General features: G+C 34.3%; 22 protein-coding genes and 1 other RNA gene. 12 read left to right on the top strand and 11 right to left on the bottom strand.

The window, feature by feature from the left end:
- Positions 1-189: 189 nt before the first annotated feature.
- The 3 genes from NG806_RS13110 (at position 190) to NG806_RS13100 (ending at position 4,677) form a co-directional block, all read left to right on the top strand.
- Positions 190-2,205, top strand: coding sequence for a BCCT family transporter (locus tag NG806_RS13110; protein WP_214827670.1), 2,016 nt, complete (start codon positions 190-192; stop codon positions 2,203-2,205).
- A 117-nt stretch (positions 2,206-2,322) separates the two neighbouring features.
- Positions 2,323-3,249 (top strand): formimidoylglutamase, encoded by a 927-nt coding sequence (gene hutG / locus NG806_RS13105; RefSeq protein WP_261509991.1) that lies wholly within the window; start codon positions 2,323-2,325, stop codon positions 3,247-3,249.
- A 135-nt stretch (positions 3,250-3,384) separates the two neighbouring features.
- Positions 3,385-4,677 (top strand): aldehyde dehydrogenase family protein, encoded by a 1,293-nt coding sequence (locus NG806_RS13100; protein ID WP_214827675.1) that lies wholly within the window; start codon positions 3,385-3,387, stop codon positions 4,675-4,677.
- 98 nt (positions 4,678-4,775) lie between these two features.
- Here the strand turns inward: NG806_RS13100 and pyk are convergent, their stop codons facing one another.
- The 7 genes from pyk to NG806_RS13065 form a co-directional block, all read right to left on the bottom strand.
- Positions 4,776-6,221 (bottom strand): pyruvate kinase, encoded by a 1,446-nt coding sequence (gene pyk, locus NG806_RS13095; protein WP_214827678.1) that lies wholly within the window; start codon positions 6,219-6,221, stop codon positions 4,776-4,778.
- Positions 6,214-6,687 carry an IPExxxVDY family protein gene (locus tag NG806_RS13090; RefSeq protein ID WP_214827681.1) on the bottom strand — a complete coding sequence of 158 codons (474 nt, stop codon included), beginning with the start codon at positions 6,685-6,687 and terminating at the stop codon, positions 6,214-6,216. Before NG806_RS13090 ends, pyk begins: the two co-directional genes overlap by 8 nt.
- The gene (gene rnc, locus NG806_RS13085; protein WP_214827684.1) at positions 6,665-7,426 is read right to left on the bottom strand and encodes a ribonuclease III; all 762 of its coding nucleotides are present in this window, start codon (positions 7,424-7,426) and stop codon (positions 6,665-6,667) included. The genes NG806_RS13090 and rnc overlap by 23 nt, the downstream gene beginning before the upstream one ends.
- A gap of 9 nt (positions 7,427-7,435) precedes the next feature.
- A complete protein-coding gene (gene fabF, locus NG806_RS13080; protein ID WP_214827687.1) occupies positions 7,436-8,680 on the bottom strand; it encodes a beta-ketoacyl-ACP synthase II in 1,245 nt (414 codons plus the stop codon).
- Positions 8,681-8,714: 34 nt separating this feature from the next.
- On the bottom strand, positions 8,715-8,954 hold the full coding sequence (locus NG806_RS13075) for an acyl carrier protein (RefSeq protein WP_002976354.1): 240 nt from the start codon (positions 8,952-8,954) through the stop codon (positions 8,715-8,717).
- 252 nt (positions 8,955-9,206) lie between these two features.
- Positions 9,207-10,097, bottom strand: a complete 891-nt coding sequence (locus tag NG806_RS13070; protein WP_261509966.1) for a helix-turn-helix domain-containing protein — start codon at positions 10,095-10,097, stop codon at positions 9,207-9,209.
- Between the two features lie 91 nt (positions 10,098-10,188).
- On the bottom strand, positions 10,189-11,013 hold the full coding sequence (locus NG806_RS13065) for an SDR family NAD(P)-dependent oxidoreductase (protein ID WP_261509964.1): 825 nt from the start codon (positions 11,011-11,013) through the stop codon (positions 10,189-10,191).
- 198 nt (positions 11,014-11,211) lie between these two features.
- On the opposite strand from NG806_RS13065, the gene NG806_RS13060 reads away from it, so the two are divergent.
- Together NG806_RS13060 and NG806_RS13055 are read left to right on the top strand one after the other, a co-directional pair.
- Complete coding sequence (locus tag NG806_RS13060; RefSeq protein WP_261509962.1) at positions 11,212-12,108, top strand: oxidoreductase; 897 nt, start codon at positions 11,212-11,214, stop codon at positions 12,106-12,108.
- A gap of 87 nt (positions 12,109-12,195) precedes the next feature.
- Positions 12,196-13,002, top strand: a complete 807-nt coding sequence (locus NG806_RS13055) for a helix-turn-helix domain-containing protein (protein WP_261509961.1) — start codon at positions 12,196-12,198, stop codon at positions 13,000-13,002.
- 13 nt (positions 13,003-13,015) lie between these two features.
- Here the strand turns inward: NG806_RS13055 and NG806_RS13050 are convergent, their stop codons facing one another.
- On the bottom strand, positions 13,016-13,741 hold the full coding sequence (locus tag NG806_RS13050; protein WP_261509960.1) for an AAA family ATPase: 726 nt from the start codon (positions 13,739-13,741) through the stop codon (positions 13,016-13,018).
- 282 nt (positions 13,742-14,023) lie between these two features.
- Between NG806_RS13050 and NG806_RS13045 the strand changes: the two genes are divergently transcribed.
- The 3 genes from NG806_RS13045 (at position 14,024) to NG806_RS13035 (ending at position 16,905) form a co-directional block, all read left to right on the top strand.
- Complete coding sequence (locus tag NG806_RS13045; RefSeq protein WP_261509959.1) at positions 14,024-14,983, top strand: beta-1,6-N-acetylglucosaminyltransferase; 960 nt, start codon at positions 14,024-14,026, stop codon at positions 14,981-14,983.
- A gap of 250 nt (positions 14,984-15,233) precedes the next feature.
- Positions 15,234-15,596 (top strand): helix-turn-helix domain-containing protein, encoded by a 363-nt coding sequence (locus tag NG806_RS13040; protein ID WP_214827702.1) that lies wholly within the window; start codon positions 15,234-15,236, stop codon positions 15,594-15,596.
- Positions 15,597-15,822: 226 nt separating this feature from the next.
- Complete coding sequence (locus tag NG806_RS13035; RefSeq protein ID WP_261509957.1) at positions 15,823-16,905, top strand: type I restriction endonuclease; 1,083 nt, start codon at positions 15,823-15,825, stop codon at positions 16,903-16,905.
- Between the two features lie 211 nt (positions 16,906-17,116).
- Here the strand turns inward: NG806_RS13035 and NG806_RS13030 are convergent, their stop codons facing one another.
- Positions 17,117-17,965, bottom strand: coding sequence for an AraC family transcriptional regulator (locus tag NG806_RS13030; protein ID WP_261509955.1), 849 nt, complete (start codon positions 17,963-17,965; stop codon positions 17,117-17,119).
- 111 nt (positions 17,966-18,076) lie between these two features.
- On the opposite strand from NG806_RS13030, the gene NG806_RS13025 reads away from it, so the two are divergent.
- Positions 18,077-19,210 carry an acyltransferase family protein gene (locus NG806_RS13025; RefSeq protein ID WP_261509954.1) on the top strand — a complete coding sequence of 378 codons (1,134 nt, stop codon included), beginning with the start codon at positions 18,077-18,079 and terminating at the stop codon, positions 19,208-19,210.
- Positions 19,211-19,337: 127 nt separating this feature from the next.
- Here NG806_RS13025 and NG806_RS13020 read toward each other — a convergent pair whose 3' ends face one another.
- Complete coding sequence (locus tag NG806_RS13020) at positions 19,338-21,569, bottom strand: reprolysin-like metallopeptidase (RefSeq protein ID WP_261509952.1); 2,232 nt, start codon at positions 21,567-21,569, stop codon at positions 19,338-19,340.
- Positions 21,570-21,909: 340 nt separating this feature from the next.
- Positions 21,910-22,312: a transfer-messenger RNA gene (ssrA, locus tag NG806_RS13015) on the bottom strand.
- A 244-nt stretch (positions 22,313-22,556) separates the two neighbouring features.
- Here ssrA and rpsU point away from each other — a divergent pair.
- The 3 genes from rpsU to NG806_RS13000 all read left to right on the top strand — a co-directional run bounded on the left by rpsU (position 22,557) and on the right by NG806_RS13000 (position 24,013).
- On the top strand, positions 22,557-22,754 hold the full coding sequence (gene rpsU / locus NG806_RS13010) for a 30S ribosomal protein S21 (protein WP_045501128.1): 198 nt from the start codon (positions 22,557-22,559) through the stop codon (positions 22,752-22,754).
- 84 nt (positions 22,755-22,838) lie between these two features.
- Positions 22,839-23,726 carry a tyrosine-type recombinase/integrase gene (locus NG806_RS13005; protein ID WP_261513103.1) on the top strand — a complete coding sequence of 296 codons (888 nt, stop codon included), beginning with the start codon at positions 22,839-22,841 and terminating at the stop codon, positions 23,724-23,726.
- Entirely contained in the window at positions 23,723-24,013 is a 291-nt protein-coding gene (locus tag NG806_RS13000; protein WP_214827737.1) for an HPF/RaiA family ribosome-associated protein, read from the top strand. The genes NG806_RS13005 and NG806_RS13000 overlap by 4 nt, the downstream gene beginning before the upstream one ends.
- The last annotated feature ends 100 nt before the right edge of the window (positions 24,014-24,113 follow it).

Here is a 24,113-nt window from a genome sequence, read left to right as displayed (position 1 = left end):
TTTAGTATCTTATGATAAGTTTCCTTAGTATGCAAATATTGTTTTTTCTGAGAGAAAAAATAATCTCTGTAGTTCGTAAGTGTAATTAATTGATAAAGAAAGACCATCTTATTTTTCTTAATTTTTTTTGATTGCTTCTGTTGCGGCTTTGCCAGAATGATGTATCAGTAATTTAATATGAAAATAAATATGATGAAATTTCGAAAAATACAAACGACATTCAACAAAGGGGTAACAATTCCAAGTTTAATTTTTATTATTGGGACTTGTTTTCTTTCTGCTGTTTATCCAAAATCGACTGAGACTGTTTTAAATAGTATTAAAGAATTTATTTTTGTGAATCTAAACTGGATTTACGTATGGTCAGTAACCATATTTGTTATTTTTTTAGTCTACCTGATGTTTAGTAAATATGCAAATATTAAATTAGGGGCTAATGATAGCAAACCAGAATATTCGCTCTTTTCCTGGATTTCAATGTTATTTGCTGCGGGGATGGGGATTGGTTTAATATACTTCAGTGTAGCAGAACCTATGCAGCATTATTCCTCAAAAGTCTTTGGAGATAATCATTATATAAACAGAGCTAAACAGGCACAGCTTTATACCTTTTTTCATTGGGGAATTCATGCCTGGGCTATTTATGGGATTGTAGGTCTTTCATTGTCCTATTTCGCCTACAGGTATAGATTACCATTGTCGTTACGAAGTTGTTTCTATCCTTTACTTAAGGATAAAATAAATGGAAAGTGGGGAAATGTGATCGATATTTTTGCACTTTGCTGTACCTTTTTTGGGATTACCACGACACTGGGATTTGGAGTTGTTCAGATCAATTCAGGACTACAAATAATGAGGGTAATTCCTGAAAATAATTTTATATATCAGATCATCATTGTGGTTTGCCTAATATCTCTTTCAGTATTTTCTGCTATTAGTGGAGTAAATAAAGGAGTGAAACTATTGAGTAATATAAATGTGATCAGTGTAATTGTACTTTTATTGTTTGTATTAATATTAGGACCAACTGTTTATTTAATTGGGAGCTTTACCGAAGGACTGGGAAATTACATCAATAATTTTTTCGATCTTACTTTTAGTACCCATGTTTATGAAAAAGAAACATTGCCATGGTTCTATGACTGGACCATTTTATATTGGGCCTGGTGGATTTCATGGTCACCTTATGTAGGCTTGTTCATTGCCAGAATTTCAAAAGGAAGAACAATACGGGAATTTATTTTTGCCGTCCTGGTGCTGCCGACATTATTTAATTTTATTTGGATGTCTGTTTTTGGTAACAGTGCGATATGGTTTGATTTTAATGTAGCCAATGGTAAACTAAGTGAATTTGCTTCTAATCCTGATGCATTGATGTTCAGGTTTTTAGAATATATGCCATTATCGAGCATTACCAGTTTTTTTGTTATTGCCATAATCATTATATTTTTTGTGACTTCAGCAGATTCCGGAATATTTGTAATGAACAGTATTGCAACGAAAAATGCCGAAAAGTCACCCAAATGGCAGTTGGTATTCTGGGGACTGCTGTTAGCTGTTCTTTCTCTTTTATTATTAAATGTCGGAGGTTTGAAGGCTCTTCAGAGTATGACATTAATCACGGCATTACCATTTTCAATTATCGTACTTTTATTCATTGTAAGTTTGATGAAGGCATTGATCATCGATCAGAAATATTATGATAGGAATTTCTCTGCTTCTGCTATTCCGTGGTCAGGCGAATTTTGGAAAGAAAGGTTAAAGAGAATTGTTTCATTTAAAGATAATTCTTCTGTTGATGGTTTTATTCAAAGTACAGTAAAAGAAGGTTTTATCGAATTGCAGCAGGAGTTTGCAGAGAATGGGATTGAAGTAAAGATGAATTATGGTGAAAACCCTACAAAAATTGAAATAGAAATTCATCACGGTGTCGTCAATAACTTTATCTATGGAATAGTGAATCAGAAGAAAACGGTTTCAGAATATGTTATTAATGAAGAAAACCTTCCTGATCTGGAAAATAGTACGACCCATTATCCAAAATCATATTTTGGAGATGCAAGAGAAGGATATGATGTACAATACTTCACAAAGAATGAATTAATTTCTGATGTGCTTAAACATTACGAACGGTTTTTAGAAATTATTTCGGAAGAGAAAAACGAAATGTTTATCAGCAGCAATGCCAATCAGAATAAAGTATAATGGCAACTGGATAAAAGCTGTAAGAGGAATGCTTTTATAATTGAGGAAAGTAGTTTTACTATTTAAACAATATTATTTAGTTTTACTGAGTATAAACTGTAATTGAATTTATAAAAAATGATATCACAAAATATTTGGCAAGGTAGGAGGGATGGAGATGAACTTCTATACCATAGAATTTTTCAGAGGGTAAAAATAGCGAGAGATTACGATACTATTTCTACTAATGATTTCGTTTTACATGGTTTTGCTGTTGAAGAAGGCGTAAGAAGGAACAAAGGAAGATTAGGAGCTAAGGATGCTCCGGATGTGATAAGAAAGAACATGTCTAATTTTCCGGTTATCCTTCCTGATTTCTCATTATTAGACTTTGGAAATATTACATGTGATGATGCGAATCTTGAAAAGACCCAGAACAGCCTTGCGAAAAATGTTTCAAAAGTTCTGTTGAAAGGTGGGAAATCACTTGTTATAGGCGGTGGTCATGAGTTGACATATGCCCATTATTTGGGTGTAAAGACAGCCTTTCCTGAGAAGAAAATAGGAATTATTAATATTGACGCCCATTTTGATAATCGACAGCCCGAAGACGGTGTAGGAGCGAGTTCCGGAACGGGATTCTGGCAGATTGCACAAGAGGGAGATATCAATTCATTGCATATAGGAATACAAAGGAATTCCAATACCCTGAAATTATTTGATACTGCCCATCAATATGGGATGAAATATATCCTTGCTGATGAATTGTTCTTTGAAAATCTTCCATCCATATACCAGCGTATAAATGATCTATTGGATGGAGTTGATGTAGCTTACCTTACCATTTGTATGGATGTATTTAATGCATCTGTTGCTCCTGGAGTTTCGGCTTCAGCATATAATGGTATTTTTGCAGATTCGGCTTTTATGCATTTTTATAAACATATTTTAAAGAATGAGAAACTTGTTGCATTAGATGTGGCAGAAGTTAACCCTTCGTATGATATTCAGGATAGGACAGCGAGGTTAGCAGCCAGCCTGATCAACGAGTGGTTTATGATATAACAAAAAATATATTCTTTTAATAGAGAAAATCATTATTTTATTTAACCTAAAGGAACAAAATTTGTTGCTTTCATCCATGCTTTACCAATAAAGCATTCTAATTCATTATTTTGAATTTGAAACAAAAATTACATTATGGAACAATCAATTGAAAATAAACTTATTAAGGCAGATAAGGCTTTTTCAGAATGGAAAAAAGTACCCTTTGAAGAAAGACAAAAATTACTTGCAAAAGCTGCAGAAGTGCTAAAGGCAAATTCAGAGAAATTTGGAGAAATCATTACCAGAGAAATGAATAAACCAATTTCACAATCAATCGCTGAGGTTGAAAAATCTGCTTTAATGATGAATTATTATGCTGATGCCGAAAATATCCTAAAACCTGAGAAAATAGAATCTGAATATAAATTTTCTGAAGTACATTATATTCCGAAAGGAGTTATTTTAGGTGTAATGCCATGGAATTTCCCCTTTTGGCAGGTACTAAGATTTGCTACTCCAGCTATTTTATCTGGAAATACTGTTGTATTAAAACATGCTTCTATTTGTTTTGGAAGTGGCAATGCCATTGAACAGGTCTTTTTGGAAGCAGGTTTTCCGGAAGGTATTTTTCAAAATCTGGAGGTAGGTCATAAAGAAGTAAAAGAAATTCTGGAGCACGATGCTGTAAAAGGAGTAAGCTTAACAGGTAGTGGAAGAGCAGGGGGAGAAGTAGCCTCAATAGCAGGACTGAATATCAAAAAATCTGTGCTCGAATTAGGAGGTAGTGATGCTTTTATTGTTCTGGATGATGCTGATCTGGATAAGGCTGCACAAGTGGGTGCCCAGGCAAGACTTCAAAATTGTGGACAGACCTGTGTTGCGGCAAAAAGATTTATTATTGATGAAAAGATTGAAGATGAGTTTATGCCAAAATTCATTGAAGCATATAAGAAATTTATTCCAGCTGATCCAATGGATAAAGAAACCAAGATCAGTGGTATGGCAAGACCTGATCTTGCTGATGATCTGGAAAAGCAGTTTAATAAAGCTTTAGAAAACGGAGCTGAAATTATTATCCCTCTTGAAAGAATTTCTGATCATGAATTTAATCCTGGATTAATCAGAGTAAAAGAAGGAAATCCTATTTTACAGGAAGAGCTATTTGGGCCATTGGGAATGGTAATGGTTGCTAAAAATGATACTGAAGCCCTACAAATGGCTAATGATATTCCTTTTGGACTTTCTAATTCTGTTTGGACAAAGAATAATGATCGCCAGATGTTTTTTATTGAAAATTTAGAATCCGGAACGGTCAATATCAATAGAATGACAAGCTCTGATCCACGTTTTCCTTTTGGTGGAACCAAGGCATCAGGATATGGAACTGAACTTTCTTTAATTGCCCTGAAAGAATTTGTAACACCTAAGACTATTGTAGGAAATTAGTTTTAATCTTAAACTAACAGCATAAAAAAACTCTCGAAATTATCGAGAGTTTTTTATTTTATATTGAAAAGCAAATTTGCATTTCTGCTTTTTCGATTTTAAACCGTTGTTAATCTCAGTGTATTCGTCTTCCCTCCTTCATATGATGGAGTTGCATTGATGTTGATAACAAAATCTCCACTTTCAATATATCCATAATTATGCGTCAGCATATTCACCTGGATAATCGTTTCATCTGTTGATTTATTCATGTCATAATAATACGCATGAACACCCCAAAGAAGATTCAGCATATTAATAACTCTTTTATTACCACTGTAAACAATGATGTGAGAGTTTGGTCTGTGTGCCGAAAGTTGGAAAGCTGTATAACCTGAATGCGTTAAAGTAACAATTGCAGTAACATTAGTCGTTTTTGCAATTCTAACTGCTGCAAGACAAACCCTGTTCGTAATGAATCGCTCATCAATACAGTTGTAGTCTTTTTCGATAGGTTCGTTTTTATGCTGGTAGAAGTTGGTCTTTTCTATATTCTGAACGATTTTTGCCATGTTTTCTACTACCTGGATAGGATATCTACCTACAGAAGTTTCTCCTGAAAGCATTACCGCGTCAGCACCATCCAATACAGAGTTTGCAACGTCATTTACTTCAGCTCTTGTAGGAGTTAAGCTATTGATCATTGTTTCCATCATTTGAGTAGCGATGATTACAGGCTTGGAATAGAATCTTGCTTTTTCAACAAGATTTTTCTGTATTGCCGGAACTTCCTCCATTGGAACTTCTACTCCAAGGTCTCCACGGGCAACCATCAATCCATCACACTCTAATAAGATCTCGTCAATATTTTTTACCCCTTCAGGTTTTTCTATTTTAGCAATAATTGGTGTTTTGAATTTACCGTTCGGGTGCTTTTTAATAAGCTCCTTTAAATCGATAATATCCTGTGCGTGACGAACGAATGAAAGAGCGATCCAGTCTACCTCCATATCTAGCATGAAATTGGCATCCTGAATATCTTTTTCCGTTAAAGCCGGAAGTGAAACATTGGTATTAGGTAAGTTTACCCCTTTCTTAGAACTTAGAGGTCCCCCTTGAATTGTTTTAGCCTTTACGGTATCTACAGCATTGGTTTCTATAACTTCTAAAACTAATTTTCCATCATCAATAAGGATTCTTTCCCCTACATTTACGTCCTGAGGAAATTGCTGATAAGTCATATAAACTTTTGTAGAATCACCCTCAATTTTTTCATTAGTGAAAGTTAAGATGTCTCCAGGATTAAGATATGATCCCTCTTTTACAACTCCTACACGTAATTTAGGACCTTGTAAGTCTCCTAAAATACTTACAGAATATCCATGTTCCTTATTGAGTTCTCTAATGATATCAATATTGGATCGAACTAAGTCATAATCTGCATGTGAAAAATTTATTCTAAAAACGTCTACACCTGCTTTCATAAGTCCTAACATGACTTCTTTAGATGATGATGCAGGGCCAAGCGTTGCGATAATTTTTGTCTTCTTTAAATACTTATTCATAATACTGGATAATTTGATAAAGTTCCTCATCAGAACTTAATGTATAATCTTGAATTGGAAACACAAGATTTTCAGGGAGCAAAATTACGGAAAAATCAGGAAACTGTTCCGAACTATGAAGAATATATTCTACATCTACCTGATTATTTAATAAAAATTTAATATTCTCTTCTTCTGCGAAGAGCTCTGTCTGTATTTTCTTTTGCTTACTTTCTGAAGATTTATTGGAAATAAAAGTAAAGCAGGTCTTTGTAAACTTGTGATAAGCCTCAAATCTTGAAAAATAATAATCATAATAAGATCCGTGAAAGACAAGATCGTCTATCCTTGAAAATTTGAGATCATTACTTTGATTTATTTTGAAAAAAAACTCATGATCGAATACATTTTTTGCTAATCTTACCAATCCTATGGCAATATCTTCAAATTCTATATCGTCTATATCATAAAGTTTTTGAATTTCCAAGTATGTTTTCTTTTTTGTTTAAAATATAAAATGCCCTTTGTGCAGCTTTTTCTTCTGCCTTCTTTTTGGAAGTTTCCGTAGCATTGGCAATCTTCTCATCGCCTAGCCAAACATGGCAACGAAACACAATTGCTTTATTGACCTGAATTTCCTCACAGGTCTCATATTTTATATGTACTTTTTTCTTTTGACTCCATTCCAGGAGAAGGCCTTTATAGCTCACAATTTTATTTTCGAGCTTATTGATCTCGGATGGCGTTAGTAGTCGTTCCAAAATAATCTTTTTACAAGTGTCATATTGGAAGTCTAAATAAACAGCACCGATTAATGCCTCGAATAAATTTCCGGAGATATTTTCACCTAAAGCTACAGAATTTTGTTTTACTAAAAGATCCGTCAGCTTTAAATCTTCTCCTAATTTATTAAGATTTTTCCTATTAACAATCTTAGATTTCATTTGCGTTAAATATCCTTCATTAGCCTGAGGATAAGTCTGAAACAAATGACAAGAAATAATTGTACCCAAAACAGAATCTCCTAAAAATTCAAGCCTTTCGTAATTACTGTCTTGATTTTTAGAAGAACTTTTTAAAGAAAAAGCTTCCCGGTAAAGAGCAACATTTTGTATCTCAGAACCAAGCACTTTACTGAGCTCGGTACTAAGAAAGTAATCTCTCTCCGTTAATTTTCTTTTTCTTTTTTTGAGAAGGAATTTAGAAAAGTATTTCTGTAACTCCATTCAGTAAATTTAGATTTTCGTAAACAGAACACAGGCATTATGCCCGCCAAATCCAAAAGTATTGCTCATGGCTACTTTTACATCTTTTTTCACAGCGTCATTAAATGTAAAATTAAGTCTGCTGTCAATATTTTCATCATCAGTAAAATGATTAATGGTAGGAGGAACAATACCATGAATAATTGTTCCCAAAGCAGCAATAGCCTCAATAACTCCGGCAGCACCTAAAAGATGTCCTGTCATTGATTTTGTAGAATTAATCTGAATGTCGTAAGCGTGCTCGCCTAATAATTTTGAAATTGCATTAGATTCTGCAATGTCTCCTAATGGAGTAGATGTACCATGCATATTGATGTGATCTACTTCATCAGCAGTTAACCCTGCATCTTCCAGACAATTTCTCATTACCAGATAAGCTCCCAAACCTTCAGGATGAGGTGCAGTCATATGATGTGCATCTGCACTAAGACCTCCACCTTTTAATTCTGCATAAATTGTTGCGCCACGTTTTACTGCATGCTCATATTCTTCAAGGATAATAGTTCCCGCTCCTTCTCCCAATACAAAACCATCTCGGTCTTTATCAAAAGGTCTTGAAGCTGTTTTTGGATCATCATTTCTTGTAGAAAGTGCCATCATAGCATTAAATCCACCAACACCACTTGCTGTAACAGCAGCTTCAGAGCCACCACATACAATAACGTCAGCTTTTCCAAGTTGGATAAGCATTTTAGCATCAATTAGTGCATTTGCAGAAGAAGCACAAGCAGATACCGTAGTATAATTAGGACCATGGAAACCATACTCGATTGAGATGTGTCCTGGCGTAATATCCGCGATCATTTTAGGAATAAAGAATGGGTTAAATCTTGGAATATCCGTATTTGCCCATCCTAGAACTTCTGTTTCAAAAGTTTCTAAACCTCCGATCCCGGAACCCCAGATTACACCAACTCTGTTTTTATCGACAGAGTCTTCGATAATTCTGGAATGTTCTACAGCTTCTCTTGCAGCAACAAGTCCTAATTGAGTATTTCGATCCATTTTCTTTGCTTCTTTCTTATCGAAATGTTGCAATGGATCAAAACCCTTGACCTCGCAAGCGAATTTTGTTTTGAAGTTTGTGGCATCAAAAAGAGTAATCGGAGCTGCACCGCTCTCACCTTTAACAAGATTTTCCCAGTATTCCTTCGCATTATTTCCAATCGGTGTTATTGCTCCAAAACCGGTTACAACTACTCTTTTTAATTCCATAAACTTTTTTAAATTTTCCTTTTGTTGAAGAATATTATTTATTTACTACTTCTTCGATATAAGCGATAGCGTGACCTACAGTAGTAATTTTTTCAGCTTGATCATCAGGGATTTGAATATTAAATTCTTTTTCAAACTCCATGATAAGTTCAACTGTATCCAGTGAATCAGCTCCTAAATCGTTAGTGAAGCTAGCTTCAGGAGTTACTTCTGTTTCTTCAACGTCAAGCTTATCAGCGATGATAGCTTTTACTCTTGATGCAATGTCTGACATAGTAAATTATTTTTTTAATTGTTAGATGCTGCAAATATATAAAATTCTTTACGATAAAACATTTTTTTAGTCTTTTTTGTGGGTAGACTATACGTATTTTATCATGATGGGATTTAGTCTTTTAGTTTTCAGGTGTTTAGAATTTGTATGCAAAGCAGAAGATGAAATCAATCATGAAATGTATAGGCAGGTTTTGGAGTCTATTCTGGTGTTCAGGATAGGATTCCACCCTTATATCTTTGATAAGATCATTTAATTAATATGCATTTTTCGAAATTCTACAGGTTTCATTCCTGTTTGTTTTTTGAATAACCGGGTGAAGTATGAAGCATTTTCAAAGCCTAATTCATAGGCTATTTCAGACACTCCTTTTTCTCCCAGTCGCAAAAGATTTTTAGCTTCCGAGATCAGATAAATATGAATAAGTTCTATTGCTGTTTTCCCTGTCTCCTGTTTCAAAAGATCGCTCAGATAACGCGGAGAAATATTCAGTTGACCGGCTAATTCTGTTACATTTGGAAGTCCCTGGTTTTTCAAATTATCATTATTGATGTATTTTTTCAGAACATCATTAAATTTTGAAGCCATCTTTCCGGTGATCTGTTCACGTTCTATAAATTGTCTTTTATAATACCGCTGTGCATATTTCAAAATAGTTGAAAGGTGGCTTAATATAATTTCCCGGCTATATTCATCAGGATTATTTCTGTACTCATTATTAATTTTATCATGAAGCTCAAGGATATTCTGCTCTTCTTTAGGAGAAAGATGGAGCGCTTCGGTGACTTCATAGTCAAAGTAGCTGTATTGTTCAATCGCTTTATGTAACTCATGTCCTTTGAGATAATCTTCATGAATAAGAAGCATAAAACCTTCTTCTTCAAATTCCAGATCTCTCATTTCAATGAGCTGTCTTGGTTTTGTAAAGAAAAGAGAGCCGTTATCATGGTCGTAAGGGGTACGGCCATACATAAAGATGCCGGACTTTATTTTTTTGAAAGCAACCATATAGCAGTCTGTGGTAAACTCCCGGTTTCCCATCGTGCATTCCGACAAGCATCCTACCAAACCTAATAATGGATGTTGTGGTGCTTCCCAGTTACTTTCTGAATGAAGTTCGATAAGAGTCTTATAATGTTTCATCGGATTTTCAATTTTCTAAATTACAATAATCTGCAGATAAGATTGATCTGCAGATTATTGAATTTTTCGATTTCTAAGTATTATTTTGATTCTAATGACCGTGCGCAGTGATGCTCACATCTTTCCAGTCTTCCACCTCCTGTAAACGATCTGTGTACATCTGATGTATCATGTGGTAGGCCAGTTTTCCTAGTAATAAACGTCGTGGCGGATTTTCTGAATTTATAATGTCTAAAACAGGTTGTACGGTAGCTTCCGGTTTTCCCCATGTATCAGGATTGTCTCCCGATTTTGCAAATGCTTCCCGTACTGGGTTGTAATCTGAAATATCAGCTGACGTTTGTATGGCAGATGCTCCTGCCCAGTCTGTCGCATATCCGTTTGGTTCAACTAAAGTTGTTTTAATTCCTAAATGCGCGGTTTCTGTTCCTACAGTTTCTATTAAACCTTCTATCGCAAACTTTGAAGCGTTGTATAGGCCTAATAAAGGTAAAGTAGTTAATCCAAGAAAACTGGAGATCTGAATGATATGCCCACTCTTTTGTTTTCTCATTATTGGTAATACGGCCTGCGATACCCAAAGAGAACCGAAGAAATTAGTTTCCATTTGTTCCCTGGCTTGCTGTTCGGTGGTTTCCTCCACAGTGCCAAATAAGCCATAACCTGCATTATTGATTAAAACATCAATCTTTCCGAAATGTTTTTCTATGGTATCTACTGTGTCAAATACCTCCTGACGGTTATTGACATCCAGTTTCAATGGGAGAATCTGGTCACCATATTTTGCTTTAAGATCATCCAAAGTAGAAATGTTTCTCGCAGTAGCGGCTACATTATTTCCTTGCTCTAAAAGAGCTTCTGCCCACAGTCTTCCGAATCCTTTAGATGCTCCTGTGATAAAAATTGTTTTGCTCATTATTTTGTATTTGAATTATTTTATGATGCAAAGTTATTCAGGCGCAGTACGAAAGACTAGTTCATTTCAGCTGAATACTAGCACAAAATTACATGACCGGAAGTGAGTGTTTTAACAAAGTGGATTTGAGCTTTTTAACAAACCGAATGTTGGTCGGTTTGATGGAACTTTGTCTCAATAAAATTTAAAATAAAAACAATGAAAAAAGTTTGGTTTATTACAGGAAGTTCAAAAGGACTGGGGAAAAGTCTTTTAGAAGCAGTTTTGTTAAAAGGGGACTATGCTGTGGCTACCGCAAGAAATCCTGAGCAGTTAAATGATCTGTTGCAGAATTATTCCTCACAGTTACTTTTATTAAAGTTAGATGTTCAGGTTAAAGAGCAGATTTATTCTGCTGTTGAAGAAGCAGTTAATCACTTTGGAAGAATTGATGTATTGGTAAATAACGCTGGATTCGGAATCACCGGAGCAGCAGAAGCATTTACTGAAGAACAGGTGAGAAATCAGCTGGAGGTTAATTTATTTGCTCCTATCGAAGTAACCAGAGCTGTGCTGCCTCATATGCGAAAACAGAGATCAGGGCATATTTTACAGATCAGTTCTGTAGGTGGAAGAGTAGGAAATGCTGGCCTGTCCATTTATCAGGCTTCAAAATTTGGTCTTGCAGGTTTTTCAGAATCATTAAGTAAAGAAGTTTTGCCTTTGGGAATTAAGGTTACTTCTGTTGAACCGGGTGGGTTCAGAACAGATTGGGCTGGAGCTTCTATGAGTTTTGCTAAAGATATTGAAGGTTATGAGGATACGGTAGGAAGCATTAAAGAATATCTGACGTCAGGGAAATTTCTTCCAATGGGTGATCCGGCTAAAGCAGCAAAAGTAATGGTTGATTTGGTCGATCATCCAACACCTCCATTACATCTGGTTTTAGGAAGTGAGGCGGCGGCCATTCTTCAAAATGCGGATCAACACAGAAAAGAAGAATTTGAAAAGTGGCGTGAGGTTAGTGTTTCCACAGATCATGATGATGCTGTAAATGTTTTGGAATCTGAAGAAGGCAAAAAGTTTTTAGCAAAAAAAGGAATCCGTATAGATTGATATTTTGATCATAAACAAGTGTAATGAAAATACTTACACTTGTTTTATCGAATTATTCTAAAGATGCTTTATTATATTTGTAATGAAATGAAAACAACAAGACAGGATTTCGGAAATATCATATACTCTTGCTATGTTCAGTTGAGCAGGCAGGGAGAACATTTTGTGTCCGATCATGTGATCAGTTACCAGATCTCCGGAGACTTAATTTTAAATGATGGAATCAATGAATACAAATCGGAAGAAGGTTCTATTCGTTTTTTAAAGCGTAATCAGCTTTTGAAGTTTACGAAAATACCTCCTCCGGGTGAAGAATTTCAGTCGTTATCCATTCACTTGGATCAGCAGACCTTACAGGACTTTAGTTTAATGTACAATGTAATGTCGGAGAAGAAATGTTCGACGAGCTCTTTAGTTTTATTTGAATCCAGTTCTCTTTTAAAAAATTATATGGATTTATTGCTGATGTATAAGAAGACTGATACGCTTTCCGATCCGCGTCTGGTAGAGGTGAAGATAAAAGAAGCGATTATTTTACTGCTCCAGGAGAATCCTGAACTGAAAGATATTTTATTCGATTTTAATGAACCTGGAAAAATTGATATCGAGGCATTTATGCGCAAGAATTACCATTTTAATGTAAACCTTGATCGCTTTGCTTATCTCACAGGAAGAAGTCTGGCAACCTTTAAACGTGATTTCGAAAAAATATTTGGGAACACACCCGGAAAATGGCTGTTGCAGAAAAGATTACAGGAAGCACATTACCTCCTTGCTGAAAAAGGCAGAATGGCGTCGGATATTTATATGGATCTGGGCTTTGAAGATCTTTCTCATTTTTCATTTGCTTTCAAAAAGCAATATGGATTATCTCCAAGTAAATTATCTTCTTAAAAAGTGTTTCTGATCAGATGTCGTCATCATTAAATAAATGACGAAAATATAAGTCGGGAGAATTCAGGAAGTTTTTCGTGATCTGATAATGTTCGGTGTCTTTATAATTAATAGGTTTAAGATGGTGATCCAGGGAATAAATTGTTGCGCCCGGATAACTAAGTAATATAGGAGAATGGGTTGATATGATAAATTGTGCCTTTCCCGTTTTTTCCAATGAATGTATGATAGATAAAAGTGAAAGCTGGCGTTGTGGAGAAAGTGCTGATTCCGGCTCATCAAGTATATAAATGCCTTTTTCAAAATGATTATGGAATAAAGCCAGAAATGCTTCCCCGTGAGATTGTTTATGTAAAGACTTTCCTCCGTATGCATCCAGAACCCTTAAATCTCTCGTAGAAACTTCATCTATATAAGTGGCAAAATTAAAAAAGCTTTCTGCACGCATGAAAAAACCTTCATTGATCTTTGTGCGCCATGAAAGTGTAAGGTAGTCCGATAATACAGATTCTGTTTTATGGAAGTCATAATTGTGATTTCGATTTCCACCCGATAAATTAAATTCACATTTATCAGCAATACTTTCCATTAAGGTAGACTTACCGGTTCCGTTTTCACCAACAAAAAATGTGACATTGGTTTTTAAATTAAGATTTAAACCATTTTTAAAAATAGGAAGGTTAAACGGAAAATCTTCCGGGTGATCATCTTTTAAATAAATTCTGGATAAATAAGTCATTTTTTTTAAATCAAACAATTACTAGTGCACCTATGATAAAAATATGCCAAGTCATAAAATAGTAACTTTAAATGTAAGAAAATTGTACTTCATGTAAATAAAGCAAGTTTTCAATGTAAGCCTGTCATCGGAGGAACTTCATTGAAATAATTTCATACAGGGAAATGGTTTTTTGAGAAATTAATAAATAAAAGACCATTAAATTATCGTAAATTGAGAAAAATGTCTATTAATACTTTATAAAATGAGTTGTAAGCATTCATAATTTTAAAAAAATATAAAATGAGAAATGTTTACATGAGCGAGAGCAATGAACATCATATTAGTATGTCACTAGAACCTGTCCGTATTGCCTATCTGGTTTTAGTACATCGATTACCTGAACAGTTTAAGAGACTTTTTAAAGCCATATATGAACCTTCAAATTTCTATCTTATCCATATTGATAAAAAGGCCAATCAGGAAATTGGAGAAGAAGTAAAAGATTTTCTGAAAGAATATCCGAATGTGCATATCCTTAAAAGTGAGAAAGTAGTGTGGGGTGGATATAGTATGGTTCAGGCAGAACTGGATGGGATGAACTACCTGCTTAGTATGAGCGAGAAATGGGATTATTTTATCAACTTAAGTGGACAGGATTATCCTTTGAAATCACAAAAAATAATCAAAGAATTTTTATCGAAAAATAATGGGAAGAGTTACATTAAAGTAGCTGATCAGGAATTAAATAGACCTGAAACGATGAACCGTATTGAGAATTATTTCGAAGAGCTTGAAGATAAAATTTCTGAAGACACCCATAAAAGAGGTTTTATGAAAGATATAATTCCTTACATCGGTGGACAGTGGATGATCTTAACCAGAAACTGTTGCGAATTTATCTGCAATAGTGCAGAAGTAAAAAAGTTTGAAACCTATTATTTTAATACCCTGATTGCTGATGAATCCTTTTTTCAAACCGTTTTAATGAATACTTCTTTTGATGGTATTTTAGTAAATGACGATAAAAGAGCAATTATATGGATTCCGGATGGAGATATTAAATTACGTCCAAAAACATTTACCAAAACGGATTTTGAATTCTTAAAAACAGGCAGTAATCTTTTTGCAAGAAAATTTGATGATAATGTGGATGATAAAATAATAAATAGTATGACAACCCATTACAACGAACCTTTGAAAACATTAGCGAAGATCGTTGATATAAAAAGTATCGATATCAGCTTTAATGAGTTGAATTAAATATAAAATTAGGTTAATACATAGTTCTGATAAAGTAGCGATATGGTTATTGAGTGGTTCGTGACATATCCTTTTCAGAAACGAAAAGAGAGTTTGTAGTAATTACAAATTCTCTTTTTGCTTTAAGTGAGTGGGTGGGATTTGAACCTTCGTCCAAACGATAAATAAGTTTTCTACATGCTTATTCTACTATTGACAAACTTGAATTACAATTTTCTTTATATTTGTACAAAGCACATATACGGGCACTATGGAAAAACTAAAAAGTTTAAGAAAGCAAAGAGGATATACTCAGGAATACATGTCAAAGGTCTTGGCAACGGATGTTTCTAATTATTGCCGAAAGGAAAATGGAGATGTAAAAATTTATGATGATGAATGGGAGAAGCTTGCTAAGGCGCTGGATGTTCCGGTTGAAGAAATTAAAGAAGAGAAAGCGGCAACTATTGTACAGAATATTGATAACTCGACTTTTAATGAATCGGGTATCAACTCCAATTATTATAATGTTCCAAATCAGATAATGGATAATCTACAGGATTATATTAAAATGTTGAAAGAAGAGAATGAGTCTTTAAAAGAGAAACTAAAGAAATTTGAATCTGAAAAATAGTATCTGCTTTTAAAAAATAATATAGAAAAATACTGCCTTGATGAGGTGGTATTTTTTTTAAAAGAGATATTGATATTATGCTAGTATAATTAAGCTTTTTTTTGATATTGTTTACAAGTTATTCTTTTAAGACGCTCTGTATTAAAAGAAATGCCGTACTTAAATAAATAAAACCTTAATAGTTTCACATAATTTGTAAATTTGAAATTAAACTAAACAATAACCAATGGAAGCAGACTTAAAATTAAAACTAGAACAACTTCATCAAAGGGTTGATTCTCTAAAAGATCAAATCAACACAGAAGAAGGTACTAAAAATGCATTTGTGATGCCATTTATACAAATATTAGGATACGACATTTTCAACCCTACAGAAGTTATACCTGAATTTATTTGTGATATAGGAACAAAGAAAGGTGAAAAAGTTGATTACGTTATTAAAAAGAACGATGAACCAATCCTTATCATTGAATGTAAACATTGGAAAGAAAATGCAGATGCACATAATTCTCAACTCCATCGATATTATCATGTTTCTAAAGCTAGATTTGGTGTTCTAACAAATGGGCACACCTACAATTTTTATGCTGATTTGGAGAAACCAAATATTATGGATGAAAAACCATTTTATACGTTAGATCTTGCAAATCTAAAAGATTCGAGTTTGAAAATTCTTGAAAACTTTACTAAAAATGGATACAATTTGGAAAGTATTTTGGATTCTGCCGAAGCATTAAAATATATTAAAGCTATCAAGAATGAATTTGAAAAAGAGTTAGATAATCCTTCAGATGAAATGGTAAAGCTCCTTGTTGGTAAATTTTTTGATAAACCGATAACGGCTGCAAGACTCGTTACATTTAAGGAGTATACAAAACGAGCGCTTGCGAATTCAATTAATGAATCAATTAATTTTCGTTTAAAAAATGCACTTAGTATAAGTGAGACAGTACCTTCTAAGGGATCAGGTGAAACCTTACCTATTGATGAAAATATTGATTTGGTGAAAATAAATACTACAGAAGAAGAGGTGGAAGGATCACAAATTGTAAAAGCTATACTTCGAGAGGAATTAGTAGCTTCTAGAATTGCGTTTAGAGATACTCAATCGTATTTCGGAATTTTATTTGATGATAACAATAGAAAGCCATTGTGTCGTTTGCATTTTAACTCATCAAATAAGTACATTGAATTATTCCATAATGGTAAAGATAGTGGTGAAAAAAAACTTTTAAATAGTTTAGAGGATATCTATCTTTATAAAAAAGAGTTGTTACAAACGGTGAAAAGTTATAGTGACATTAAGTAGATGTTTTAGTATAAGATAGCTGGAGTTTTTCTTTTGTATTTTAGATAAGACTTTCAGTGATTTACAAATATTGGAAAAGGAAAATCCAGGAAAATTCTTTCCTGGATTTTTAAAATATCTTCTGGGGCAATCATCTTGCTCGTATCCAAATAGGGATGGTTAATGAAAGTCATCATGTAAGGACTTTTAATTACAAAAGTAGAACACAGTACTAGTGATATTTATTCCTATAATAACCCGGACTCATCCCTTTGATCTTTTTAAAAACCCGATTATAATAAGGAATATCACTAAAACCCGATGCTATACAGATTTCTTTCACGGACAGTTTTGTTTTTAATAGCATTTGACATGATGATTCGATCCGGAATTCGGTTAAATAAGTGAAAAAAGATTTTCCGGTCATTCTTTTAAAGAAAACACAAAATGAAGATTTCTGCATACCCACAGATTGTGAAATTTCTTCCAGAGTGATATTTCGTTGGAAGTTACTCAGGATATAGAGGTGTATTTTCTGTAGCTTCTTTTCCTGTTTATTTTCAGTTATTGGTCTTCCAACAATCCGCATGTCTTTGCAATAGGAAATCAGCTCTAATAATATAATGAAGGAAGATATCCGCTCAATATCATTCTGATGAATCATTGAAGTCATTAAAACCTGAAGTTTTTGTAAGGGTTCTCCTGTAAATGAAACTGCATTTTCATTGTTTTGAAGTTCAGAAATAGCAGTAAATAGCTCAGGGAAAATCAGGGTGCAGTTTTTCAGGAAGTCACTTTCAAAAACTATGGTAATGTTTTCAATTTTGCCTTCACGGTCATGAACAGATTCATCAAAAGACCAACAATGTGGGATATTAGGTGGAATCAATATGATCTCGCCTTTTGAAAAATTTTCCACGACATCGCCAATAATTCTGGCTCCGCTTCCAGTGATGATATAAGACAGTTCCCACGTTTCCTGTTGGTGGAGTGGAACCTGTTGATCCCATTTGATATGTACATGGTCAAAGTGAAACCTCTTGGTTTTGATATTTGGATAATATTTTAAATTTTGCTTCATTTATATGATAATAAAATCAATTATGTAAATATAAGACAATGATTAAAAAATATAGAACAAGTATTTTAAACTACGAACCTATATTTTTGTATCAAATTTTATAATCCATATATGAGCTCAACCTTACCCATTTCCTCTTCTAAACCTCACTACGAAATTCTTGACGGATTACGTGGAGTAGCTGCCATTATGGTGGTATTCTTTCATATTTTTGAAGTGTATTCGAATGGTGATCATACGAAACAGATTATTAATCACGGTTATTTAGCGGTAGATTTTTTCTTTATGTTATCGGGTTATGTAATCAGCTATGCCTATGATAACCGATGGGGTCAGATGACAATGAAAGATTTTTTTATACGCCGTTTGATAAGGTTGCAGCCTATGATCATTATTGGCTCGTTGGTAGGAGCAGTTTTATTTTATTTCCAACACTCGGAAGGAATGGGATGGGGTGGTATTTCAACAACTCCGGTATGGAAGCTCTTGTTGGTAATGTTCATTGGAATGACGGTAATTCCAGTAGGAAAGGGTCTTGATATCAGAGGTTGGAATGAAATGCATCCACTGAATGGTCCGGCTTGGTCATTATTTTATGAATACATCGCGAATATTTTTTACGCCCTGATTTTACGGAAGGTTTCAAAAATCGTATTAGGGATCTTAGTTTTGGTTTCGGCAGCATTTACCATTCATTATGCATTCACTAATCCCAGTGGCGATATAATCGGAGGTTGGTCTATTGATGATGCCAAGCAGTTGAGAATTGGTTTCATAAGGTTGGCCTTTCCATTTCTAATGGGAATATTTTTAGCCAGAGCGGCCAAATTGAAATTGACGAAAAATGCTTTTTTTACCACAAGTGTTTTATTGATGGTCATATTGGCTATTCCACGACTGGGGGGAAATGATGCTCATTGGCAGAATGCTTTATATGAATGCTTTGCATTAATGATTTTATTTCCGGTGGTTATTTTACTGGGAGCAGGAGGGAAAATTTTAAATAAAAATACCCATCAATTCTGTAAGTGGCTGGGTGATATTTCATATCCTATTTATATTACTCATTTTCCGTTGGCATACACTTATTATGCATGGGTTGCCAATGGAAAACATACATTGGCAGAACCCCGATCATGGATTTTTGGTTTACTGACTGTCGTTATTTCTATTATATTGGCTTACTTGTATATGAGATTTTATGATGTGCCTGTACGGAAGTGGCTTGTGAAAAGGTTTCAATAAATAGTGTTTCGTTTCTAACTGATATTGATGATCCAATGGGTTTTATATCATTTAATTATAAAAATAAAAAAGGTTGTTTTACAATGAAAACAACCTTTTTTTATTAAACTGATGGATTTAGATATTCTTATTCTTTAACCCATTTTACGGATTTCTCCATATTTTTAGTTTTAATCTTAATCACATAATCTCCTGTCATTAAGTGAGCTAAATTGAAAGTGCCCACCTTGCCAGCGTCTAATGTATTATTCAGCTTACTGAATGCTACTCTTCCGCTTGCATCATATACCATGATGTCGTAGTTTTCATTGGAGTTGGTAAATTTAATATTCAGAAGTCCTTTACTTGGGTTAGGATATACTACAAATACATCTTTACTTCCTACTACTTCGCTAACACCTAATACCTTATCAATCGCAAAATTAACAGGATTAATATTATAAAACACATTACCCTGTCCTGCAACCATAATTCTTGCTTGTGCTGTAGTTACATTAGGAACTATAATCGTCTCTGAACCATCATTTGGAGTAGAAGCGATAATTGTGGTAGGATAAGTAAGACCTCCGTCTGTTGAAAGTAAAATACTTACATTCGCACAGCTCACAGGTGCAGCAGTTGTATTCGCTACATTCCATGTGATGGTCTGAGTAGTATTGCCCGTCCATGTTACAGCAGTTGTTGGTGCGGTAACTGTAAATGGCCCAGAATTTCCATCCACTGTAACTATTGCATCATCGTTTGCAACCCCTGCACAGCCTGGGTTATTATCTCTAACCGTTAATCTGAACTCCATGGTTCTTGCATAAGATGGCAAGATCTCTCCTCTGGTCACCGTATTATTAATTACATCAGTAATTTTTGGGAAATATCTGTAAGGAACAGTGACAGGGACAAATGATCTGAAAATAGCAGCATTTCCAGTTGGAGCATTCCAGTTTCCTGCAGGTCCTACGTCATTTTGTTCCCATGAGTAGGTAAGTGCATTATTTTGTGTATCCGTAGCAGAACCTGTTAACTTAAACGGAGTTCCTTTAGGAATGGTGTAATCATTTCCTGCATTCACAACAGGAGCTGTATTGGCAACCGGCGTTGTCACCTGACATGTTGTTGATTGAACTTTCGTGGTGATCGATTGGAATGATTTGGTGTGAAAAGTAGGAATACTGTTTGGTGCAAGGTCGTTTACAGAACCACAAATACCAGCGTAAGCCATGATCGTAACTCCGCTTCCCGGTTCTACAGCATTTGAAGCACTGCGGTTTCCTGCACAATTTCCTGTTATTGCATTAAAAGTATGAGGACCGCCGAACTGATGTCCAACTTCATGGGCAACATAGTCGATATCATAAGGATCTCCAACAGGATTGGATGATCCGGTAATGCCGCTTCCTTTGTTACCGGTGCTGCAGATCACTCCTAATCCGGCCAGTCCGCCACCTCCCGTACTGAAGGTATGTCCTATGTCATAATTGGCATTTCCTATTAGTGCATCAATCTGTGCCTGACTTTCATCTATTAAGGTATATGCATCATTATTGCCTGTAAAAGGGTCTGTAGTAGGGTTGGTAAAGATAACATTGGTTTCAGTAGGAACCAATATCAACCTTACAGCTACTTCCTGTTCGTATACTCCATTTACTCTGTTTACGGAGGTTACGATGGCAGACAGGGCTTGAGCAACTGTAGGTGTAGCTAATCCTGTTGCAGCCTTTGCATACTCACCGGTACAAGCTACTGCAAATCTGAAAATTCTAATTTGAGTACCTACGCTTGGAGTAACGCTTTTCTGAACGCTTTTTTTTTCGGGTGTTATTTCCTCGTCTTTTGTTCCGCAAATTCTTGGATTTCTATCAATTAAATCACTCTTTTTGTAAACAATATAATCATTGATATTAGTTTTTGCATAAGGATCAATATAGGTATCACCAGTTATTACAGATTTTATTTGAGCATGAAACCCTAACTCTGTAAAATCCAATTTTATAGTAGCATATTGGTCATCAACGCCCTGTCCTGTGAAAGTAACCAGTTGAGGGAATTTCTGAGCCAGTTCAGGAGCCATTACTGAAGACTTCCAGATTCTGAATTTTGCTTTCGTCCCATCAGGCATAGGCAGGACAATAATCGGTGCGTTGTCTTTACGCTCATTGTCTCTCAGTTCCGGAACCGAATTGAAATAGCTTTTCATTCCAGACACATTCAATGTGTACGTCAATGATTTTTCGGGTTGAACCGTTCTGTTTTTTGGGTCTGCTTTAATGGATCTCTCACTGATCGTGGTGAAAAAATCCTGTGCCTTTCCCAGGGAAATGGATAAAATAAATATCCCCAGATAAAGTAATTGTTTAATTTTCATAGTTAATATATTTAATATGGTGTTTGGTGGTGTTATTTCGTAAAATGAAAAAAAATCCTGATTTATGGAATTTTTAATTCAAAATATAAATAGCTATAAAAGTAATTAAATTTGCATAATTATTATAATAAAAACATATTATTATGATTTTTTTTATTAGAAACTGCCTTTTTTGGGTTATTTTAAAATAAAATCCTCAATAATATTTATATGTTGAAAATATTAATTTAAGGCAGTTGACCTTGTTATGATCAGTAATTTTTAGCGGGATATTGCACTTGTTTCTGTCTTTTGAAACAAAAACTCCTCGTAAATCAATGTTTACGAGGAGCTGTATCTTTAGTGGAGTTGGAGGGATTCGAACCCTCGTCCAAACAAGCAATACATAAGATTTCTACATGCTTATTCTACTATTGGTTTTCGACTGGAGGCAGAGAGCAGACACCCAACTTCCAGCTTATCTTCTGAGGTTTTCGAGTTTTAGCCAAAGTATCTAAAACCTTATTTTTGCATTCCTATATCTCAGGATCAAACGCCGCAAAACAGAGCATTTGTGAGACATCTTGCTTCCCTACTGAAATCTTCGGGAAAGCGCTTGAATCTACTAAACTTCGATATTAAGCTGCAAGAGCGAACTCTTCGTTGCCAGTTAAAATTTTGTAGCAAGGGATTTAAGAGATCGCGCTACGGTTCTCTGCATGCTTACTTACCCATTGGTCTTGCTGTCGAAACCAGTCAACCCCATGTTAAAGTGAATGCAAAAGTAAGGATTTTTGTTCAAATATGAACGGTTTTTTAACGATGCCTTTGAATGATCTCTGTTTGGGAGGTTTTAAAGCAATGTTCCAATTTACTGTTTTTAAGAAAATCAAGGTTTGAGTGGTGTTACAATTGGTTTTCGTATAAAAAATGTAAAATAATTTGAGAGTAATTTTGCACATTAAGAAAAAAAGTCCTAGTTTTGCAATCCAAAATGAGATGTAATATATGTTAATAATTCCAGTAAAAGATGGTGAATCCATCGACAGAGCATTAAAAAAATATAAAAGAAAATTTGATAAAACGGGTACAGTTCGTCAATTGAGATCAAGACAAGCGTTTATCAAGCCTTCTGTAACTTTGAGACAATCTAAGTTAAAAGCTGCTTACAAGCAAAGAGCACTTAGCAAAGAAGAGCAGGCTTAAGAAATTTTTCTTAAACAAATACTAAATTCACTTCTTAAATACTTATATTTGAGGAGTGAATTTTTTATGTTCACTCCAGACGTGATGCTGAATAAGTATTTAGAATATTTAGAGTTCGAAAAGAGGTATTCACCTCATACTATTACAAGTTATAGAAAAGATCTTGAAGATTTTTCTTATTTCTTCCTTAAAACAGAATCTTCTGAAGATATTTCCAAAGCTGATAAAAAAGTAATCCGGAATTTTATAGTTGCGTTAAGCGAAAATAATATCTCCAAGAGAAGTATCAACAGAAAACTTTCCTCACTTCGCAGCTTTTATCTTTTTCTTTTAAAGATTGGTGAAATTAAAGTTTCACCCACAGAAAGTATTTCTTCACTTAAATTTTACGCCGAAAAACAGATTCCTATTTCTCAGGAAGAAATGCAAGTGCTTGATAATGCATTTTTTGAAGATGGGCATGATGTTTTAGACCATTGTATCATAGAGGTTTTATATCAGACAGGTATTCGTAAAGCGGAGCTTTGTGGCTTGATATTTGAGAATGTAAACCTAGATGGAAATGAGTTGAAAATTATAGGTAAAGGGAATAAAGAAAGATATGTTCCCATAGCTGAAGATTTAACACATTTACTTCGAAGTTATTTAGAATTAAGAAAACCTGATGAAGAATATAAATCCTATTTTTTCGTCAATAAGAAGGGTAAAAAACTGTCGGAAAAGTTTGTTTATGTAGTCGTAAATAAGTACCTTAGTCTTATAACTTCAAAGCAAAAAAGAAGTCCTCACATTCTGAGACATAGCTTTGCTACACACGTTTTAGATAATGGGGCAGAGATTTCTAAAGTAAAAAAAATATTAGGTCATTCCAGTCTTGCAAGTACGCAGGTCTATACAAATGCTAATATTGAACAATTGAAAAAAGTGTTTAATCAGGCTCATCCAAGAGCGTCTAAAAAAGAAGAATTATGAAGATCACAGTACAATCAATTGGTTTAACTCCACACGAACCATTAGAATCACACATCGAAAAAAAAGTAAGCAAACTTGAAACCTTTTATGACAAAATTCATGAATGTAAAATATTCCTGAAAGTTGAAAATAATTCGGATAAATCGAATAAAACGACCGAGATTATTTTGGCCGTACCAGGAGACGATATCGTAGTAAAAAAGACAAGTGTAAGTTTTGAAGAGAGTTTGGATCTATGTGTTGATACTGCTAAGAAGCTATTAATCAAGAAAAAAGAAACCGCATAGAAAAAACTTTTAAAAAAGTTAACGAAAAATTTGAGAATTCAAAAAATCCGTTCTATATTTGCACTCGCAAAAAGGGAACAGTGATCTTTTGAATTCTTTT

This window comes from Chryseobacterium paludis (assembly GCF_025403485.1).
Taxonomy (GTDB): Bacteria; Bacteroidota; Bacteroidia; order Flavobacteriales; family Weeksellaceae; genus Chryseobacterium; species Chryseobacterium paludis.
This window is presented reverse-complemented; position numbering and strand designations above follow the sequence as displayed.

Excerpts from the sequence above, each read along its gene's own strand:
- NG806_RS13110 (WP_214827670.1), top strand. The coding sequence starts at position 190 with ATGATGAAATTTCGAAAAATACAAACGACATTCAACAAAGGGGTAACA.
- hutG (WP_261509991.1), top strand. The coding sequence starts at position 2,323 with ATGATATCACAAAATATTTGGCAAGGTAGGAGGGATGGAGATGAACTT.
- NG806_RS13100 (WP_214827675.1), top strand. The coding sequence starts at position 3,385 with ATGGAACAATCAATTGAAAATAAACTTATTAAGGCAGATAAGGCTTTT.
- pyk (WP_214827678.1), bottom strand. The coding sequence starts at position 6,221 with ATGAATAAGTATTTAAAGAAGACAAAAATTATCGCAACGCTTGGCCCT.
- rnc (WP_214827684.1), bottom strand. The coding sequence starts at position 7,426 with ATGGAGTTACAGAAATACTTTTCTAAATTCCTTCTCAAAAAAAGAAAA.
- fabF (WP_214827687.1), bottom strand. The coding sequence starts at position 8,680 with ATGGAATTAAAAAGAGTAGTTGTAACCGGTTTTGGAGCAATAACACCG.
- NG806_RS13075 (WP_002976354.1), bottom strand. The coding sequence starts at position 8,954 with ATGTCAGACATTGCATCAAGAGTAAAAGCTATCATCGCTGATAAGCTT.
- NG806_RS13070 (WP_261509966.1), bottom strand. The coding sequence starts at position 10,097 with ATGAAACATTATAAGACTCTTATCGAACTTCATTCAGAAAGTAACTGG.
- NG806_RS13065 (WP_261509964.1), bottom strand. The coding sequence starts at position 11,013 with ATGAGCAAAACAATTTTTATCACAGGAGCATCTAAAGGATTCGGAAGA.
- NG806_RS13060 (WP_261509962.1), top strand. The coding sequence starts at position 11,212 with ATGAAAAAAGTTTGGTTTATTACAGGAAGTTCAAAAGGACTGGGGAAA.
- NG806_RS13055 (WP_261509961.1), top strand. The coding sequence starts at position 12,196 with ATGAAAACAACAAGACAGGATTTCGGAAATATCATATACTCTTGCTAT.
- NG806_RS13050 (WP_261509960.1), bottom strand. The coding sequence starts at position 13,741 with ATGACTTATTTATCCAGAATTTATTTAAAAGATGATCACCCGGAAGAT.
- NG806_RS13045 (WP_261509959.1), top strand. The coding sequence starts at position 14,024 with ATGAGAAATGTTTACATGAGCGAGAGCAATGAACATCATATTAGTATG.
- NG806_RS13040 (WP_214827702.1), top strand. The coding sequence starts at position 15,234 with ATGGAAAAACTAAAAAGTTTAAGAAAGCAAAGAGGATATACTCAGGAA.
- NG806_RS13035 (WP_261509957.1), top strand. The coding sequence starts at position 15,823 with ATGGAAGCAGACTTAAAATTAAAACTAGAACAACTTCATCAAAGGGTT.
- NG806_RS13030 (WP_261509955.1), bottom strand. The coding sequence starts at position 17,965 with ATGAAGCAAAATTTAAAATATTATCCAAATATCAAAACCAAGAGGTTT.
- NG806_RS13025 (WP_261509954.1), top strand. The coding sequence starts at position 18,077 with ATGAGCTCAACCTTACCCATTTCCTCTTCTAAACCTCACTACGAAATT.
- NG806_RS13020 (WP_261509952.1), bottom strand. The coding sequence starts at position 21,569 with ATGAAAATTAAACAATTACTTTATCTGGGGATATTTATTTTATCCATT.
- rpsU (WP_045501128.1), top strand. The coding sequence starts at position 22,557 with ATGTTAATAATTCCAGTAAAAGATGGTGAATCCATCGACAGAGCATTA.
- NG806_RS13005 (WP_261513103.1), top strand. The coding sequence starts at position 22,839 with ATGCTGAATAAGTATTTAGAATATTTAGAGTTCGAAAAGAGGTATTCA.
- NG806_RS13000 (WP_214827737.1), top strand. The coding sequence starts at position 23,723 with ATGAAGATCACAGTACAATCAATTGGTTTAACTCCACACGAACCATTA.